Genomic DNA, 17,841 nt, shown 5'->3' with positions numbered 1-17,841 from the left:
GGGCCGGGCGCTCGAGGGCGCGGCCGTCGAGGTCGGGGCCGGGGTCGGGGGTGCCGGAGTCGGTGTCCGGGGCGTCGCTGCCGCTGATGCCCCCGGCCCTGGCGCCGGCCGTGGGCCCTCCGCCTCCGCTTCGGCCCCCGGTCCCTTCGCCGCCACCTCGGCCCCCGGTTTCTCCGCTCGGCCGGCGTGGTCGACGGGGTCGGGCGCGCATCCGGCGAGGAGCAGTACGGCGAGAACTGCGAGGGAGGAGAGGGCGGCCACGGCGCGGGCGACCGGCGTACGGGCCGTCGAAGCGCGCGCCCCGCGTCGCACTACCCGCGCTGCCCGTACTCCCCGCGCTCCCCGCGCTCCCCGCGCTGCCCGTACTCCCCGCGCTCCCCGCGCTGCCCGTACTCCCCGCGCTGTCCGCGCTGCTCGCGCTGTCCGCTCTGCTCGGGTTCCTCGCCCTCCAGGCACCCGGCGTCCTCCCGTCGCCCTTCCCCCTCCTCGTCCTCGTCCTCCCGGCCGGCCGCCCCCGGCGTCCTTCACAGGTAGTCCTCCAGCCTCGCCACCGCGTACCCCTCGGCGGTCACCAGGTTCAGGAAGCGGCGGATCATGTCGGGCATGGTGCCCTTCCAGTCGGCCTTGCCCCGGAAGTGGCTGAGGACGATGTCGCCGGGGCGGAGTTCGCGGTCCCATTCGCGGTAGTCCCAGCGGTCGGCGAAGACCTCCTCGTTCCAGAGGGGGACCGCCTTGACGCCGCAGGTCTTGGCGGCGCGGAGGGTGTCCTGGTCGTAGCTGCCGTACGGCGGCCGGAAGAGGGTGGGCCGTTCGCCGTACCGCTTCTCGATCACGTCCTGCATGCCGCAGATCTCGCGTTTCTGGGCGGCGTAGGAGAGGGCGGGCATGAAGCGGTGGTTGAGGGTGTGGTTGTTCAGGACGACGCCACGGTCCCGCATCCGCTCGAAGTAGCCGTAGTCCTCCTTGATCAGGTAGTCGCTGAGGAAGGCGGTGTACGGGATCCTCAGGTCGCTCATCATGCGCAGGAAGGCGGGGTCCTTCTCGGCGCCGTCGTCGATGGTGAGGAAGACGACCTTGTGGCGGGTGGGGACGGTCGTGAAGACCGGCGGGAGTCCGTCCTCCACGTGTCCGTCGACCTCGAACCCCTTGCGGGTCTTGAGCGCCGGTTTCGTCGCCGGGGGCGCGGGCGGGAGCAGGGGCGCCTGGGTCAGCCCCCAGCGCTTCGCGGCGGCGACCCGCGCGGCGTGCGCCCGGCGCGACTTCGCGGCGTACCTGTCGATGGCCCGCGCGGCGGGCGCGTCAAGAGGGCGCCGCCGTCCGGGCTGACCGTGGACCGGATCCGCGCTCTCGAGTTCCCCGGAGCCACGGGAAGGCCCGGACCCGCCGGAACCGCTCCCCGAAGCCTTCTCGGCACCGCCCCAGGTGCACCCGGACACGATGACCGCCACGGCGAGCACGGCGGTACCTCCCAGGAGACCGCCGCCCAGGAGACCGCCGCCCCGGAGGCCGCCACGCCGGAGGCTGCCACGCCGGAGACCGCCGCCCCGGGGGCCACCGCTCCCCCTCCCGGAACCCGACCACTTGGCACCCTTAACATCATTTTGTCGTACAAATCGCATGGCGCTGCATCCTCGCAGGCCGCCCCCTTCCCACCGCCCCGACACCGCCGACGGCCCCACACGGTCCACCGACTGGCCTACAACGCCTCCCTCCCTGGCGGACAATGGCCCGGTGAACGACCTCGATCCCGCCGCCTTCCTCACCCCCCTCCTCACCCCGGAGGGCCGCGCTCTCCTCGACGAGGTGCGCGGTACCGAGCCGGCGCGGGAGTTGGCCGTGGCGACCCGGTTGCGCCGGGACCACCCGGCCGAGCTCGTCTCGGCGGCGATGGCGCAGGCCCGGCTGCGGCAGCGGGCGGCGGCGAAGTTCGGCGCGGCGGACGCGGAGCGGATGTTCTTCACGCCGAACGGGGTCGAGCAGTCGACCAGGACGACCGTGGCGACGTACCGGGCGGAGCGGATGCGCGCCCTGGGCGTGACCTCCGTGGCCGACCTGTGCTGCGGCATCGGCGGCGACGCGATCGCCCTCGCGCGGGCCGGCATCCGCGTCCTGGCCGTCGACCGCGACCCCCTGACGGCGGCGGTGGCCCGCGCCAATGCCGACGCGCTCGGCCTCGCCGACCTGATCGAGGTGCGGGAGGCGGACGTCACGGACGTGGACGTCGCGCCGTACGACGCGGTCTTCGTGGACCCGGCCAGGCGCGGCGGCCGGGGCCGGATCTTCGACCCCGAGGCCTACTCGCCCCCGCTCTCCTGGGCCGTCGCCACCGCGCTCAAGGCGCCGCGCGCCGCCCTGAAGATCGCCCCCGGCATCCCCCACGAGGCGGTCCCCGCCGAGGCCGAGGCCGAGTGGATCTCGGACGGCGGCGATGTGAAGGAGGCGGTGCTCTGGTTCGGCACGGGGGCGGCGGCCGCCGTCCGCGCGACCCTTCTCCCCGGCCCGCGCACCCTCCTCGGCCGCGGCCTCCCCGACCCCCGTGTCCGCCCCGTCGGCCGCTACCTCTACGAGCCCGACGGCGCCGTCATCCGCGCCCACCTCGTCGCCGAGGTCGCCGCCGGACTCGACGGCGGCGGTCTCATCGACCCGACCATCGCCTATGTGACCGCGGACGCCCTCCACCCCACCCCCTACACCACCGCGTACGAGATCACCGACCAACTCCCCTTCAACGTCAAGAAGTTGAAGGCCCTGCTCAGAGAGCGTGAGGTCGGCATCCTGACCGTGAAGAAGCGGGGGTCGGCCGTCGAGCCGGAGGAGCTGCGGAAGAAGGTCAAGCCACAGGGACGCAACTCGGCGACGGTCTTCCTGACCCGGGTCGCCGGCGCCCCGACGATGCTGATCGGCCACCCGGCGCCCCAGCCCTCCCCGTGACGCAAGCCCCTCACACCCCCTCCCCCTATCCCCTCACTCCCCCTCCGCCCGCGCCAGCAGCAACGCCCGCTCCCGCTCGTTGCGTGCCAGCCCCGCCGCCCGTACGAACTCCTCCCGAGCCTCCTCCGTACGTCCCAGCCTCCGCAGCAGGTCCCCGCGCACGCTCGGCAGCAAGTGGTAGTCGCGGAGGGCGGGTTCGGCGGCCAGGGCGTCCACGATCTCCAGGGCGGGACCCGGGCCCTGCGCCATGGAGACGGCGACCGCCCGGTTCAGCTCCACCACGGGCGACGGGGAGCGGGCGGCGAGCAGGGCGTACAGGGTCGCGATCCGCTGCCAGTCCGTCTCCTCGTACGTGTAGGCCTGGGCGTGGCACGCGGCGATGGCGGCCTGGAGGGCGTACGGACCCGGGGCGCCCGTGGCGGTGGCGGTGGCGCGGCCGAGGGCGGTGAAACCGCGGGCGATGAGGAGACGGTTCCAGCGGCGGCGGTCCTGGTCCTTGAGCAGGACCGGCTCCCCGGAGGGCCCCGTGCGGGTGGCGGCCCTCGACCCCTGGAGCTCCAGCAGGGCCACCAGGCCGTGCACTTCGGGCTCCTTGGGCATCAGCTGGGCGAGGACCCGGGCGAGTCGGAGGGCGTCCTCGCAGAGGGCGGGCCGCAGCAGGTCGTCGCCGGCGGTGGCCGCGTAGCCCTCGTTGAAGATCAGGTAGATGACCTCCAGCACCGAGTCGAGGCGGGCCTCGCGGTCGGGGCCGTAGGGGACCTCGAAGGCGACGGCCTTGGTGGCGAGGGTCCGTTTGGCGCGGACGACGCGCTGGGCGATCGTCGGCTCGGGGGCCAGGAAGGCGCGGGCGATCTCGGCCGTGGTCAGGCCGCCGAGGAGACGGAGGGTGAGGGCGATACGGGCCTCGGCGGAGAGCACCGGGTGGCAGGCCGTGAAGACGAGGCGGAGCAGGTCGTCGTCGATGTCGTCCGGGTCGGACGGCTGGTCGACATGGGGTCCCGCCGCCTCCAGGTCCCGGCCCACCTCCGCGAGCTTGCGCGCATAGCGCTCCCGGCGGCGCACGAGGTCGATCGCCCGGTGCTTGGCCGTGGCCATGAGCCAGGCACCCGGGTTGTCCGGCACCCCGTCCCGCGGCCACTGCTCCAGCGCCGCGACCAGCGCGTCCTGCGCCAGCTCCTCCGCGATGCCGACGTCCCGCACGATCCGCGCGACACCGGCGATGAGGCGGGGCGACTCGATCCGGAAGACGGTTTCGACGGCCGTGCCGGAATCGGGGGCGGGAGCAGGAGCGGGGGTGGGAGCGGGGGTGGGCTGTGGGGTCACAGCCCACCATCAGACACCCGGAGGACAACTTCGCCAAACAGGCTCAGCCCTCCTGGATCTCCCGCACCTCGCAGGTGACCGTCCAGTGCTCCTCGTGCACCTTCAGGAACCGCTTGGCCCACTCGACCGCCTCGGCCATGTCCTTGCACTGCATCAGCGCATAGCCCCCGACGACCTCCTTGGTCTCGGTGAACGGCCCGTCGGTGACCGACAGTTGCCCGCCCTCCCAGCGCACCCTCTTCCCCTGCGCGGTCGGCATCAGGCCGGCCGTGTCGAGCATGACCCCGGCCTTGGTGATCTCCTCCAGCAGATCCCCCATCCGCTGGATCAGCTCGGGGCTCGGCCCCTCGGCGGGCGCGGTCGTCTCGTCGATCCGGACCATCGACAGGTAACGCGGCATGGTGACTCCCTCGGTAAGGATCGGCGGGGTCTCTCCCCGCCTCTCACCCCTACGTCGAACGGGCCCCGCACGGATCGACACGGCCGCCAAGAAATCTTCGACATTCTTTGAGGCCGGCTGCACGCGACCGACCGACACCGACGGCTGCGGCTGCGGACCTCACTTCAGCGACTCCCACAGCTCGCTCGCCTCCGGCTCGTCCGCCACCACGCGGTTGCGGTCGTAGGGCGCCGTAATCACCGGCATCATCACGGTCTTCGTGCTGGCCGACGACAGGCCCTTCAGGCTTTGGCCGAGGCTCCTCAGCTCGCCGAGCGAGTCCAGGCCGGTGTCCGTCGTCAGGCTGTCGGTGATCGCGTCGGCGGCCTGGTAGAGCCGGGTCGGGCTGGACAGCAGGTTGGTGGAGGAGACCTGGTCCAGCAGGGACTTCACCAGTTGTTGCTGGAGGGCGATGCGGCCGAGGTCGCTGCCGTCGCCGATGCCGTGGCGGGTGCGGGCCAGGGCCAGGGCCTGTTCGCCGTCCAGGTGGTGGGTGCCGGCCTCCAGCGTCAGATGGCTGTCCTCGTCGTCGATGTCCTCGTCCGTCGTCACCGTGACACCGCCGAGGGTGTCGACGAGCTTCGCGAAGCCGGAGAAGTCGATCTCGATGTAGTGGTCCATGCGGACGTCCGTCACCGACTCGACGGTCTTGACCGCGCAGACCGGGCCGCCGACCGCGTACGCGCTGTTGAACATCACGTTGTGCGCCACCGACGTCGAACCGCCCGACTCCAGCGGGCAGGACGGGCGGGTGACGAGGGTGTCGCGGGGGATGCTGACGACGGTCGCGCCGGTGCGGCCCTCGTCGAGATGGACGACCATCGCCGTGTCGGAGCGGGCGCCCGAGTCCTCCCCACCGCCGCCGAGTTCCGCGTTCTCCTCGCCGCTGCGGGAGTCGGAGCCGAGGACGAGGATGTTCAGCGCGCCGCTCGGCAGCGGCGCGGCGGAGCCCAGCGAGGAGGGTTCCGCATCCGAGGAGGACCGGGGTTTCGCGGGCCGGTTGTCGCCGAGCGCGCTGTTGATGTCGACGCTCTCGATGTTGTCGTTGAGCCGCCAGAACGCCCAGCCCGCTCCGACCGCGCCGAGTACGAGGACGCCGGCGAGCGTGCACCCCGCGAACTTCAGCCAGCGCCGCCGTCTGCCCACGCCCCCGTACTCGTCTTCTTCACCAGTCACACACAGGAACTTACGTCCGAATTGTTACGTGCAGGAACCGCTTGCTGCGTTTCCTTCGGAAATTCTCAGACTTCTCAGCCCAACGTCACGGTCGGTACGGGATTGCTCCCGCTCCAGGTGCCATTGAAACCGAAGCTCACCGAACCGCCGCTCGGCACGCTCCCGTTCCAGGACGCGTTGGCGCAGCTGACCGTCGTACCGGTCTGGGCGCACGTCGCGTTCCAGGCCTGGCCGACCCGCTGGCCCGCCCCGAACGTCCAGGTGACCCGCCAGGAGGAGAGCGAGGACCCGGCGGCGCAGCGGATCGTGACGTTGCCCGTGAAGCCGGTGTTCCACTGGTTCGCGACGCTGTACGCCGCCGAGCAGCCGTCCGTCGACGGCGGAGGCGTCGTTCCCGTGCCGCCGAGTGCGGTCACGATGCCGTAGTACGCGGGCTTCGGGCGGTAGTTCTCGTCGTACGGGGTCGCCGCGCCCTCGCCCGGGAAGGTGTCCGGGATCCAGGAGTCGGAGTCGGTGAAGCCCCAGACGGTGAGGCCGGTGCAGCGGGTCACGGCCACGCACGCCTTCACCACGGCGTCGTACTCGGCGCGCTGCTGGGCCAGCTTCGCCTCGGTCGCCGGGAGTTGCATGCGGATGTCGAGTTCCGTGATGGCGACGTCCACGCCCAGGTCGGCGAAGCGCTGGATGTTCTGCTGGAGCGTGGAGGGGACCTGACCGAGGATCAGGTGGGCCTGGAGTCCGACCCCGTCGATGGGGATGCCACGTGCCTTCAGGTCCTTGACCAGGTTGTAGAGGGCCGTGCTCTTGGCGTTGACGCCCTCGACGTTGTAGTCGTTGATGTAGAGCTTGGCGGCCGGGTCGGCGGCGCGGGCGGCGGTCAGGGCCTGGGCGATGTAGTCGGCGCCGAGGCCGTTGTACCAGAGGGTCTGGCGGTAGGTGCCGTCCTCGTTGAACGGCTCGTTCACCACGTCCCAGGCGGCCAGGCGCCCCTTGTAGCGGCCGACCTCCAGCGCGATGTGGTCGTTCATCAGCTGGCTGAGTTGTGCGGGCGTCCAGGTGCCGTTGTCGAGCCAGCTCGGGTTCTGGCTGTGCCAGACGAGGGTGTGGCCCCGTACGTCCTGGTCGTGGGCCTCGGCGAAGTCGACGATCTGGTCGGCCTCGGTCCAGTTGAAGTTGCCCCGGGTGGGTTCGACGGAGCCCCACTTCATGGCGTTGCCGGGGGTGAGCCAGTTGAACTCCCGGCCGGCGATCTCACCGTAGGCGCCGGTGAGCTTGGAGCCGGTCACCGCGGTGCCGATCGCCTTGCCCTTCGCGGCGGCGAGGCCGCGCAGGGGCGGGTCGGCGGCGTGGGCGGCGGGAGCCGCGACGAGCAGGGTGGCGGTGGCCACCGCGGCGGCCGTCAGGCCAGTGAGGAAGGTACTCAAGGAGGTTCTGAGAGCGGATCTCATTGCGGATGCCTCCGAAAGTTTCGGTTGTGCAACCGATTGACTGCGGAGGAGTGTGAGGGTGGTCGGCTCACCCGTCAATACGTCAACTTCCGGCCAAGCCGTCACACGGCGCCACTCCAGGGGCGCGGGGCTGGCCGATATGCGGCTCCGCCGCGTGGGCGTGACGAGCCACGGCGACGCAGCACCCGGCCACACACCGAACGCCCACCCCGCCTAGACCGCCGGAGGCACCCCCGTACTGCTCCGCACCACCAGGCTCGTCGCCAGCTCCACCCTCGTCGCCGACGACGCGCCCTCCTGGCGCCCCAGGTCGAGCACCAGCCGGGCCGCCGCCTCGGCCATCTCCATCAGCGGCTGCCGTACGGTCGTCAGCGGCGGCCCCACCCAGCGGGCCACCGGCAGGTCGTCGAAGCCGACCACGCTCAGGTCCTCCGGGACGCGCAGGCCCAGTTCACGGGCGGCCTCGTAGAGGCCGAGGGCCTGGAGGTCGTTGCCCGCGAAGACGGCGGTCGGGCGGTCCGGGCGGCGCAGCAGCTCCAGGCCCAGCCGGTAGCCGGTCTCGTGGTGGAAGTCGCCCGCCTTGAGCAGGCCCGGGTCGACCGGCAGCCCGGCGGTCTCCAGCGCGGCCCGGTAGCCGTCCACCCGGGCGCGGCTGCACATCATCCGCGACGGCCCGCTGATGGCGCCGATGCGGCGGTGGCCGAGCTCGATCAGATGGCGGGTGGCGGCGAGGCCGCCCTGCCAGTTGGTGGCGCCGATCGAGGGCACGTCGTCGCCGGGGTCGCCCGCCGGGTCCATGACCACGAACGGGATGGACCTGCTGGTCAGGAGCGCGCGCTGGGACTCGTCGAGCCCGGACAGGACGAGGACGACGCCGTGCGGGCGGCGGGCGGCGACCTGGTCGGCCCAGGTGCGGCCGGGCGTGAGCCGGCCCGCGCTCTCGGAGAGGACGACGCTCAGTCCCTCCTCGCGCGCGACGTTCTCGACGCCCCGGATGACCTCCATCGCCCAAGCGCTCTCCAGCTCGTGGAAGACCAGGTCGATGAGGGGGGATCTGGTCGCCTCGGCGCGCCGGCGGCGGTAGCCGTACGCGCGCAGCAGCTCCTCGACGCGGGTGCGGGTGGCGGGCGCGACGTCCGCGCGGCCGTTGAGCACCTTCGAAACAGTCGGAGCCGAGACGCCGGCCTGACGGGCGATCTCGGCGAGCGTCGCGGTCTGCGTGGAGTGGGACGCACGCGCTCTTGTCTGGGTTTCCTCGGGCTTCGCGGGCTTCATGGGCGGGATCGTATCCCTGCGCGACCTCTTGACGAACCCTTTCGACCGCCATACGTTCCCGGAACATTCGAAGTCCCATCCGAAACATTCGCAGGTTCGAACATTCGCGAAGGGTGCTCTCATGGAGTCGAGTAGAGGCCAGGTCCCCGGCAACAGCACTGGTGGCCGGCCGTTCAGCAGGCGCTGGTTCCTCGGCGCCGGTTCCGCCTCACTGCTCACCGCGGGCCTCGGCACGGGCCTCACTGCCTGCGGCTCCGGGGGTGGCGCGGGCGGCGGGGACGGCAAGACGATCACCGCGTTCGTGTACGGCGACGACGCGGTGAAGGTCCAGCAGGCGGGCGTCGACCGGTTCAACAAGTCGGCCGCCGCGAAGAAGGCCGGCGGCACGATCAAGCTGGAGAAGGTCCCCGGCTCCGACTACTCCCCCAAGCTCCGCACGGCCATGGGCTCCCCGAGCGCCCCGGACGTCTTCTTCAACTGGGGCGGCGGCTCCATCAAGCCGTACGAGGAGGCCGGCAAGCTCGTCGACCTCACCGACATCATCGAGGGCGACCCGGTCCTCAAGGACGGCTTCCTGCCCTCGGTCCTCTCCGCCGGCGATCTCAAGGGCCGCCACTACGGCATCCCGATGCGCGGCATGCAGCCGGTGATCCTCTTCTACAACAAGGCCGTCTTCACCGAGCACAAGCTCCAGCCGCCCACCACCTGGGACCAACTCCTCGACATCAACGCCAAGCTGAAGAAGGCCAAGATCACCCCCTTCGCGCTCGGCGGCTCCGACATCTGGCCCGACCTGATGTGGCTGGAGTACCTGGTCGACCGCATCGGCGGTCCCGAGGTCTTCAAGCGCATCCAGGACGGTGACGCCGAGGGCTGGGGCGACCCGGCCGTCCTCAAGGCCGCCGAACTGGTGAAGGAACTCATCGACGACGGCGCCTTCGGCTCCAAGTTCACCTCGGTGTCCTACGTCAACGGCGGCGCCCCCGCGGTCTTCGCGCGCGGCAAGGCGGCCATGCACCTGATGGGCTCCTGGGAGTACTCCACGCAGCTCGGCAAGTTCCCGGACTTCGCCAAGAGCAACCTGGGCTGGGCAGCCTTCCCGACCGTCGAGGGCGGCACGGGCGACGTCCGCAACGTGGTCGGCAACCCCACCAACTACTGGTCCATCAACGCCCGTACGAAGAACAAGGACCTGGCGGTCGGCTTCCTCAAGGACTGCGCCTCCAAGGCGTACGCGCAGGCCCTCGTCGACAACGGCGACGTCCCCACCACCTCGAACGCGGCCGAGCTCCTCTCCTCCGCGCCCAACCCCGAGTACGCGAAGTTCCAGTACGACATGGTGCAGAAGGCCCCCGCCTTCACGCTCTCCTGGGACCAGGCGCTCGGCGACGGCCTGGGCACCAAGATGCACACGGAGATAGGCAAGCTGTTCGCGGGCCAGTCCTCGCCGAGCGAGTTCGTGACGGCGTGCAAGGGGCTGAAGTGACGGCGGTGGTCGAGAAGCGGCCTCCCGTCACCACGAAGGCGCCGAGGACCACAAGCACCGGCCGCCCGCACGCCGTCTGGGCCCTGCCCGCCGTGCTCTTCTTCACCTTCTTCGCCATCGTTCCGATGGGCCTGGCCCTCTATCTCTCCTTCACCAGCTGGGACGGCCTCGGCGACCCGCGGCCGGTGGGCTTCGACAACTGGCAGAAGCTGCTCGACGACCCCCGGCTCACCCAGTCCCTGACGCTGACGGTGGTCCTGACCGTCGCCAGCTGGGCCTTCCAGACGGTCGTCGCCCTCCTCCTCGGCGTCTGGGCGGCGGGCCGGCAGCGCAACCGCGCGATCCTCTCCGCGGTCTTCTTCGTGCCGTTCCTGCTCTCCTCCACCGCCATCGCGATCCTCTTCTACGCCCTCCTCGACCCGAACTTCGGCATCATCCAGAGGGACACCCTGGGCTCGCAGAGCGGCGCGTTCCTCGCGATCGTCTTCGTCGGCGGCTGGCAGTTCATCCCCTTCCACACCCTGATCTACCAGGGCGGGGCCCGCCAGATCCCCGACGTCCTCTACCAGGCCGCCGCCATCGACGGCGCCGGCCGCTACCGTCAGTTCTTCTCGATCACGCTCCCGCAGCTGCGCCACACGATGACCACGTCCACGGTCCTGATGGTCGTCGGCTCACTGACGTACTTCGAGACGGTCCTGATCCTCACCAAGGGCGGCCCCGGCACGGACACGGCGATCCTGCCGTACCTGATGTACGAGGCGGGCTTCAAGACGTACGACTTCGGCTACGCCAGCGCCATCGCGTCCTTCCTGGTCATCGCCGCGACGGGCCTGTCGCTCGTCCTGGTCCGGCTGACGGGCTTCGGCGCCATGCGCAGCACCCGCGAAGGGATGTGACGGAGTGTCACACGACACGTTGGCGCGCCCCACGAAGACCCGGCAGCCGGACGGGGGCCCGTCCGTGGTGGCCCCTCGCCGGCGACGCCACTGGACGAGGCGCGGCAACCCGGTCGCGGGCCTCGGCGCCTTCGTCTGGCTGGTCATCGTCCTCATCCCCATCTACGCGATGCTGTCGGCGTCCCTCACGGGCGCGGACAAGGCCCTCACCGGCAACCCGCTGAAGCCCCCCACGGACCCGACCCTCGACAACTACAACACGGTCCTCACCAGCGGCTTCGGCCACCTCCTGAGCAACACGGCGATCGTCGCGGTGTCCGTCGTGGGGATCGTCCTGGTCCTGTCCATCCCCCTCGCGTACGTCGCCGTCCGCACCCGCGACCGCTGGTCGAACGCCGCCTTCCGCCTGTTCCTGCTGGGCGTGGCGATCCCGGCGCAGGCGGTGGTGGTCCCGTTGTATTTGCTGATCGCCAAACTCGACCTCTACGACACCCTCCTGGCCGTCATCCTCCCGACGGCGGCCTTCGCGATGCCGGTCTCGGTCCTGGTCCTGGTCGGCACCCTGCGCGACGTCTCGGAAGACCTGTACGAGGCGATGGCCCTGGACGGCGCGTCCCCGCTGCGCATGCTCTTCCAGCTGACGATCCCGCTGGCCAAGGGCGGCATCAGCACGGTCGTCATCTACGCGGCGCTCCAGGCCTGGAACGGCTTCCTCTTCCCGCTGATCTTCACCCAGTCCGACGGCCCCCGGGTCCTCACCCTCGGCCTGTTCAACTACGTCAGCCAGTTCGGCGTCAACATCCCCGCCCTGCTCGCCTCGGTCGTCCTCTCCGGCATCCCGATCTTCGCCGTGTACCTGGTGGCGCGGCGGGCGCTGGTGGGCGGGCTGATGGGGGTGGGCGGCAAGTGAGCCCACCAGTCGCACCGGCCCCTGCGGCCTCTGACCTCACCGACCCCCGACAGGAGCTTCATGACCATCCCCTGGCGTGACCGCGCCCTGCCCGCCACCGACCGGGTCGAGGATCTGCTCTCCCGGATGACCCTGGAGGAGAAGGCGGCCCAGCTGTACGGCGTGTGGGTGAAGACCGACTCGTCCGGCGAGGACATCGCCCCCGACGAGGCGGGCATGACGGAATCGTTCGACTTCGACGAGCTGATCACCCGGGGTCTGGGCCAGCTCACCCGTGTCTTCGGCACGGCTCCCGTCGACCCGGAACAGGGCGCGCGGGCGCTGGCCCGCTTCCAGCGCCGGATCATGGCCGAGAGCCGTTTCGGCATCCCGGCCGTCGCCCACGAGGAGTGCCTGGCCGGTTTCACGAGCTGGCGCGCGACGGCGTACCCGGTCCCCCTCTCCTGGGGCGCGACCTTCGACCCGCCGCTCGTCGAGGAGATGGCCCGGAGCATCGGCCACGACATGGCGTCGGTCGGCGTCCACCAGGGCCTGTCCCCGGTCCTGGACGTCGTCCGCGACCCGCGCTGGGGGCGGGTCGAGGAGACGATCGGCGAGGACCCGTACCTGGTGGGCACGATCGGCTCGGCGTACGTTCGGGGCCTGGAGGCGGCCAGCATCGTGGCCACCCTGAAGCACTTCGCCGGGTACGCGGCGTCCGTGGGCGCCCGCAACCACGCGCCCGTACGCGCCGGCGTCCGCGAGTTCGCGGACGTGGTCCTCCCCCCGTTCGAGATGGCGTTGCGGGAGGGCGGCGCCCGCTCGGTGATGGCGGCGTACACGGAGACGGACGGCGTGCCGGTGTCGGCCGACCGCGGCCTCCTCACCGAACTCCTCCGCGACGACTGGGGCTTCACCGGCACGGTCGTCTCCGACTACTTCGGCGTCGGCTTCCTGGAGACCAACCACCGCGTGGCGAGCAGCCGCGCGGAGGCCGCCCACGCGGCGCTGGCCGCCGGCATCGACGTGGAACTGCCGAGCCTGCGCTGCTACGGCGAGCCCCTGGTCGAGGCCGTGCGCGCGGGCGCGGTTCCCGAGGCGCTGGTGGACCTCGCCGCCCGCCGGGTCCTCCTCCAGAAGTGCGAACTGGGCCTCCTCGACGAGGACTGGACCCCCGAGCGCGCCACCGCCACCGTCGACCTGGACCCACCGCGCAACCGCGCCCTGGCCCGCCGCCTGGCCGAGGAGTCGGTGGTCCTGCTGGACAACCCGAACGACGTACTGCCGCTCGCCCCCGACATCAGGGTCGCGGTCGTGGGCCCCCGGGCCGACGACCCCCTGGCCATGCTGGGCTGCTACTCCTTCCCCTCCCACGTCCTCCCGGCCCACCCCGGCACCTCCCTCGGCATCGAGATCCCGACCGTCCTGGAGTCCCTCCGCACGGAACTCCCCGACGCGAAGATCACCTACACCGCCGGCAGCGAGGTCGACGGCGACAGCATGGAAGGGTTCTCCGAGGCGATCGCCCGCGCGTCCGAGGCCGACGTCTGCGTGGCGGTCCTCGGCGACCGCGCCGGGCTCTTCGGCCGGGGCACCTCCGGCGAGGGCTGCGACGCGGAGGACCTCCGGCTGCCCGGCGTCCAGGCGAAGCTGCTGGACGCGCTGGTCGCCACGGGCACTCCGGTGGTCCTGGTCCTCCTCACCGGCCGCCCCTACGCGCTCGGCCGCTGGAACGGCCGACTGGCGGCGGCGGTCCAGGCGTTCTTCCCCGGGGAGGAGGGCGGCCCGTCGGTGGCGGGAGTGCTGTCGGGCCGCGTCTCCCCCTCGGGCCGCCTCCCGGTCAGCGTCCCGAACCGCCCCGGCGGCCAGCCGTGGACGTACCTCCAGCCGCCGACGGGCCTGTACGGCGGCGCGAGCAACCTCGACCCGACCCCGCTGTACCCCTTCGGGCACGGCCTCTCGTACACGACGTTCGCATGGGGCGACTTCGAGGGCACCGAGGCGGAGATCGACACGGACGGCACGTACGACGTGGCGGTGACCGTCCGCAACACGGGTGAGCGGCCGGGGGCGGAGGTCGTGCAGCTGTACCTGCACGACCCGGTGGCCTCGGTGACCCGCCCGGACATCCGCCTGATCGCCTACCAGCGCGTGGAGTTGGAGCCGGGTGAGGCTTCCCGCGTCACCTTCCGCTTCCACCCCGACGTGTCCTGCTTCGCGGACCGCTCCGGCCGCCGCGTGGTGGAACCGGGCGCGCTGGAACTCCGCCTGGCGGCGTCGAGCACGGACGTACGCCACCGGGTGCGGTTGACCGTGCGGGGGCCCGTACGGGAGGTGGGCCCGGACCGCCGGCTGCACTGCGAGACGGAGGTCCGAGCCCTGGAGAGCTGACGCCCCCTGTCACTCCGCCTGGGCCCTCGCGTGCGGGACAACGACGACCCAGGCGGAGGGGCCGATCAAGCCCGTCCGCCACTGGTCGTGGATCCGGGCCGCCTCAGTCCGCCCCCACCGACTCGAACCGCCACCGATGCACCGCCCGGCTGACCAACTCACCGCCCGGCTCCGGCAGTTCGGGCAGGTCGGCGTCGTACGGGGCGTCCCACCAGGTGATGACCAGCACCCGGTCCTGAGGCGCCCGCAGGGTCTCGCGGCGCAGGAGCCGTCCGCTGTCGGGCAGCTCCTGCGCCCGGGCCCAGGCGAGAAGCTCTTCGCCCCGCCCGGCCACGGCCCGCGCCTCCCACATCAACGCGACGGTCACGAGTACAGGTTGTCCTTCGCCAGCTCGTGCACATGATCGTGGTCGTGGCCATGCCCGTGCCCGGCCGCGCTCCCCGGCACGTGCGGATCCGTCACCGGCAGCGAAGAGTCCGCCGACAGATCCCAGTCCGACGCGGCCCGTCCCCGCGCGACCATCTCCGCGCCCAGCGCCGCCACCATCGCCCCGTTGTCCGTGCACAACTTGGGCCGGGGCACCCGGAGTCGGATCCCCGCCGCCTCGCACCGCTCCTGGGCCAGCGTCCGCAGCCGGGAGTTGGCGGCGACACCGCCGCCGATCATCAGGTGGTCGACCCCCTGGTCGCGGCACGCCCGCACAGCCTTGCGCGTCAGCACGTCCACCACGGCCTCCTGGAAGGACGCCGCCACATCCCGCACCGGCACCTCCTCACCCGCCGCCCGCTTCGCCTCGATCCAGCGGGCCACGGCGGTCTTCAGACCCGAGAAGGAGAAGTCGTAGACCGGGTCGCGGGGCCCGGTCAGCCCGCGCGGGAACGCGATCGCGTTCGGGTCGCCCTCCCGCGCGTACCGGTCGATGACCGGACCGCCCGGGAACCCGAGGTTCAGCACGCGCGCGATCTTGTCGAAGGCCTCCCCCGCCGCGTCGTCGATCGTCGCCCCCATCGGCCGTACGTCCGACGTGATGTCCGTCGAAAGGAGCAACGACGAGTGGCCCCCGGACACCAGCAGCGCCATCGTCGGCTCGGGCAGCGCCCCGTGCTCCAGCTGGTCCACACAGATGTGGGAGGCGAGGTGGTTGACGCCGTACAACGGCTTGCCCAGCGCGTACGCGTACGCCTTCGCCGCCGAGACGCCCACCAGCAGCGCGCCCGCCAGCCCCGGCCCGGCGGTGACCGCGATGCCGTCCAGGTCCTTCGCGCTGACCCCCGCCTCCTTCAGCGCGCGGTCGATCGTCGGGACCATCGCCTCCAGGTGCGCCCGCGAGGCGACTTCGGGCACCACCCCACCGAAGCGGGCGTGCTCGTCGACGCTCGACGCGATCGCGTCGGCCAGCAGCGTCGTACCGCGCACGACACCGACACCGGTCTCGTCGCAGGAGGTCTCGATCCCCAGGACCAGAGGTTCGTCAGCCATTGATCTCGGTTCCTTGTGCGGATACGGATGTGGAGGGGTCGTTGAGTCGCATGACGAGGGCGTCCACGTTCCCCGGCTGGTAGTAGCCACGGCGGAAGCCGATCGCCTCGAAGCCGAAGCGTTCGTAGAGCTTCTGGGCGCGGACGTTGTCGACCCGGCATTCGAGCATCACCTGGGCGCACTCGAAGGCGGTGGCGGCCCGCAGCAGCTCGGTGAGGATCAGCGCGCCGAGGCCGGTGCCCCAGTGTTCACGCGCGACGGCGATGGTCTGTACGTCGGCGACGTCCCCGGCGGAGGCGAGGCCCCCGTACCCGACGATCCGCCCGTTCTCCTCCGGGGACTCCGCCACGAAGTACCGCCGGGTCGCGTGCGGGCCCCGCGCGTGGGCGAGGTCCGACCAGAACATGCCCCGGGACCAGGCGTCCTCGGGGAAGAGGTCCTTCTCCAGCTCCAGTACGGGCTCGATGTCCCACCAGCGCATCTCGCGCAGCACCGCGGTCGTCACTTGGGGGTGACCACCTTGTAGTTCTTGGGCACCTGGGCGTCCGGCCGGCGCAGATACAGCGGCCGGGGCGCCTCCAGTTCCTCGCCCGCCGCGAGTCTCTCGGCGGCCAGCGCCGCGAGGGCGGCGGCGGAGACGTGCTCGGGCGCGCGGGCGTCGGTGAAGGTGTCCGGATAGAGCAGCGCCCCGGCGCCCACCGCGGGCAGCCCGGCCACCAGCTCCGCGATCTCGGCGGGCCGGTCGACGGCCGGCTCGGTCACCCGTGTCCGCGCGTCCTCGTAGCGCGCCCAGTACACCTCCTTGCGCCGGGCGTCGGTGGCCACCACGAACGGCCCCCCGGCCGTTCCCTCGGCCTCGGCCGCGTACGCGAGCCCGTCGAGGGTGCACAGGCCGTGGACGGGGACCCCGAGGGCGAGGCCGAAGGTGTCGGCGGTCATGAGGCCGACGCGCAGCCCGGTGTACGGGCCGGGGCCGATGCCCACGACGATGCCGGTGACGGCGTCGAGGCGGGTGCCCGCCTCGGCCAGGACCCGGTCGACGGCGGGCAGCAGCAGTTCCCCGTGGCGACGCGCGTCGACCTGGCTCGACGCGGCGACGACGTCCGTGCCGTCGTGCAGCGCGACGGTGACGGCGGGGGTGGCGGTATCCAGAGCGAGCAAGAGCACGCAAACAGCCTACGGCGCTTCGGGCCGGGCCACGGCCGACCCGGTGCACGCTCCCTCTGCTGCTACCGTCACAGCACAGACGTACTTCAAGGGCGTACGTGGGTACGAGAGGTGGACACAGAAGGTGGCCAGTAGCAGCTCGGGATTCGTGGCCGGGCTCACCGCGGCGGCCATCGCCGCAGTAGGTTTCCTCGCCTATCAGGCGTCGGCGAGCGTACCCGACGACCTGGGCAAACCGTCCGCCTCGGAGTCCCCGAAGGCCAAGCAGTCCAAGAGCCCGGCCGACCAGGAGAAGGAGAAGGAGCAGATCCTTCCCGACGACTCGGGCGCGGGCGAGCGTGTCGTCTACTCCCTCGACGACGACCGCGTCTGGCTGGTCGGCTCCAACGAGAAGATCACCCGCACGTTCGAGGTCACCCCGAGCACGGTCGACCCCACCCCCGCGACCTACACCGTCACGTCCCGCTCGGCCGCCGTCACCGGCTCCGACGGCACCCCCATCGAACACGTCGTCCGCTTCGCGTCGGTCGACGGCGTCGTCATCGGCTTCAGCGCGGCCGTCGACGGCTCCACCCCCGAGCCCGACCCCACCACCAAGACGGGCGGCATCCGGGAGTCCCGCAAGGACGGCAAGGCGATGTGGGAGTTCGCCGGCATCGGCACGAAGGTGGTCGTGGTCGAGTAGGGAGCGCGTTTCGAGGCAACAGGCCGCACAAAAGGGGCGCGGGGAACTGCGCGAACAACCCCCACCACCCGCAGCCGCGACCCGACCCACAACACCCCTCCCGGGGCGCAAACGGCTACGCGGCCCGAGGGTGCCGCCGCTCCACAGGCCTCCGCCCCTCCGCCTTCACCGGCGGAGCCACAGGCGGAGCAGGAGGCGTCGACACGGCCTTCGCCGCCTCACCCGCCGCCAACAGGTCCCGCATCGACACACC

The 17,841-nt window shown here is 71.8% G+C and carries 16 protein-coding genes; 6 read left to right on the top strand and 10 right to left on the bottom strand.

From position 1 onward, the window contains the following. Positions 1-524 precede the first annotated feature (524 nt). Entirely contained in the window at positions 525-1,619 is a 1,095-nt protein-coding gene (locus ACWD26_RS08975; protein ID WP_451267722.1) for a polysaccharide deacetylase family protein, read from the bottom strand. Between the two features lie 112 nt (positions 1,620-1,731). Between ACWD26_RS08975 and ACWD26_RS08970 the strand changes: the two genes are divergently transcribed. Beyond that, positions 1,732-2,931 carry a class I SAM-dependent methyltransferase gene (locus ACWD26_RS08970; RefSeq protein ID WP_451267720.1) on the top strand — a complete coding sequence of 400 codons (1,200 nt, stop codon included), beginning with the start codon at positions 1,732-1,734 and terminating at the stop codon, positions 2,929-2,931. 33 nt (positions 2,932-2,964) lie between these two features. Here the strand turns inward: ACWD26_RS08970 and ACWD26_RS08965 are convergent, their stop codons facing one another. The 5 genes from ACWD26_RS08965 to ACWD26_RS08945 form a co-directional block, all read right to left on the bottom strand. Beyond that, positions 2,965-4,254 carry an RNA polymerase sigma factor gene (locus tag ACWD26_RS08965; protein ID WP_451267718.1) on the bottom strand — a complete coding sequence of 430 codons (1,290 nt, stop codon included), beginning with the start codon at positions 4,252-4,254 and terminating at the stop codon, positions 2,965-2,967. A 43-nt stretch (positions 4,255-4,297) separates the two neighbouring features. After that, positions 4,298-4,654, bottom strand: coding sequence for a YciI family protein (locus ACWD26_RS08960; RefSeq protein ID WP_451267716.1), 357 nt, complete (start codon positions 4,652-4,654; stop codon positions 4,298-4,300). Between the two features lie 159 nt (positions 4,655-4,813). Beyond that, a complete protein-coding gene (locus ACWD26_RS08955; RefSeq protein ID WP_451267714.1) occupies positions 4,814-5,869 on the bottom strand; it encodes an LCP family protein in 1,056 nt (351 codons plus the stop codon). A gap of 74 nt (positions 5,870-5,943) precedes the next feature. Beyond that, positions 5,944-7,317, bottom strand: a complete 1,374-nt coding sequence (locus ACWD26_RS08950) for an endo-1,4-beta-xylanase (RefSeq protein WP_451267712.1) — start codon at positions 7,315-7,317, stop codon at positions 5,944-5,946. Between the two features lie 213 nt (positions 7,318-7,530). Beyond that, positions 7,531-8,592 (bottom strand): LacI family DNA-binding transcriptional regulator, encoded by a 1,062-nt coding sequence (locus tag ACWD26_RS08945; protein ID WP_451267710.1) that lies wholly within the window; start codon positions 8,590-8,592, stop codon positions 7,531-7,533. Positions 8,593-8,713: 121 nt separating this feature from the next. Between ACWD26_RS08945 and ACWD26_RS08940 the strand changes: the two genes are divergently transcribed. From ACWD26_RS08940 to ACWD26_RS08925, 4 genes are read left to right on the top strand one after another with little or no spacing between them, the layout of a single operon-like run. Beyond that, complete coding sequence (locus ACWD26_RS08940; protein ID WP_451267708.1) at positions 8,714-10,078, top strand: ABC transporter substrate-binding protein; 1,365 nt, start codon at positions 8,714-8,716, stop codon at positions 10,076-10,078. Beyond that, on the top strand, positions 10,075-10,977 hold the full coding sequence (locus ACWD26_RS08935; protein WP_451267706.1) for a carbohydrate ABC transporter permease: 903 nt from the start codon (positions 10,075-10,077) through the stop codon (positions 10,975-10,977). Before ACWD26_RS08940 ends, ACWD26_RS08935 begins: the two co-directional genes overlap by 4 nt. 4 nt (positions 10,978-10,981) lie before the next feature. Further along, the gene (locus ACWD26_RS08930; RefSeq protein WP_451267704.1) at positions 10,982-11,887 is read left to right on the top strand and encodes a carbohydrate ABC transporter permease; all 906 of its coding nucleotides are present in this window, start codon (positions 10,982-10,984) and stop codon (positions 11,885-11,887) included. A 60-nt stretch (positions 11,888-11,947) separates the two neighbouring features. Further along, positions 11,948-14,257 (top strand): beta-xylosidase/alpha-l-arabinosidase, encoded by a 2,310-nt coding sequence (locus ACWD26_RS08925; RefSeq protein ID WP_451267702.1) that lies wholly within the window; start codon positions 11,948-11,950, stop codon positions 14,255-14,257. Positions 14,258-14,360: 103 nt separating this feature from the next. On the opposite strand, the gene ACWD26_RS08920 is transcribed toward ACWD26_RS08925, so the two are convergent. From ACWD26_RS08920 to tsaB, 4 genes are read right to left on the bottom strand one after another with little or no spacing between them, the layout of a single operon-like run. Further along, entirely contained in the window at positions 14,361-14,624 is a 264-nt protein-coding gene (locus tag ACWD26_RS08920) for a hypothetical protein (protein ID WP_451267700.1), read from the bottom strand. Then, positions 14,621-15,736, bottom strand: a complete 1,116-nt coding sequence (tsaD, locus tag ACWD26_RS08915; RefSeq protein ID WP_451267698.1) for a tRNA (adenosine(37)-N6)-threonylcarbamoyltransferase complex transferase subunit TsaD — start codon at positions 15,734-15,736, stop codon at positions 14,621-14,623. Before tsaD ends, ACWD26_RS08920 begins: the two co-directional genes overlap by 4 nt. Next, positions 15,729-16,241 carry a ribosomal protein S18-alanine N-acetyltransferase gene (gene rimI / locus ACWD26_RS08910; protein ID WP_451267696.1) on the bottom strand — a complete coding sequence of 171 codons (513 nt, stop codon included), beginning with the start codon at positions 16,239-16,241 and terminating at the stop codon, positions 15,729-15,731. Before rimI ends, tsaD begins: the two co-directional genes overlap by 8 nt. Continuing rightward, entirely contained in the window at positions 16,238-16,903 is a 666-nt protein-coding gene (tsaB, locus tag ACWD26_RS08905) for a tRNA (adenosine(37)-N6)-threonylcarbamoyltransferase complex dimerization subunit type 1 TsaB (protein ID WP_451267694.1), read from the bottom strand. The genes rimI and tsaB overlap by 4 nt, the downstream gene beginning before the upstream one ends. A gap of 124 nt (positions 16,904-17,027) precedes the next feature. Between tsaB and ACWD26_RS08900 the strand changes: the two genes are divergently transcribed. Next, positions 17,028-17,588 (top strand): L,D-transpeptidase, encoded by a 561-nt coding sequence (locus tag ACWD26_RS08900; RefSeq protein ID WP_451267692.1) that lies wholly within the window; start codon positions 17,028-17,030, stop codon positions 17,586-17,588. Positions 17,589-17,841 lie beyond the last annotated feature (253 nt).

The organism is Streptomyces sp. NPDC002787 (assembly GCF_053592095.1).
The sequence above is the reverse complement of the archived record's forward strand: the minus strand, read 5'-3'. Positions and strand labels throughout refer to the sequence as shown.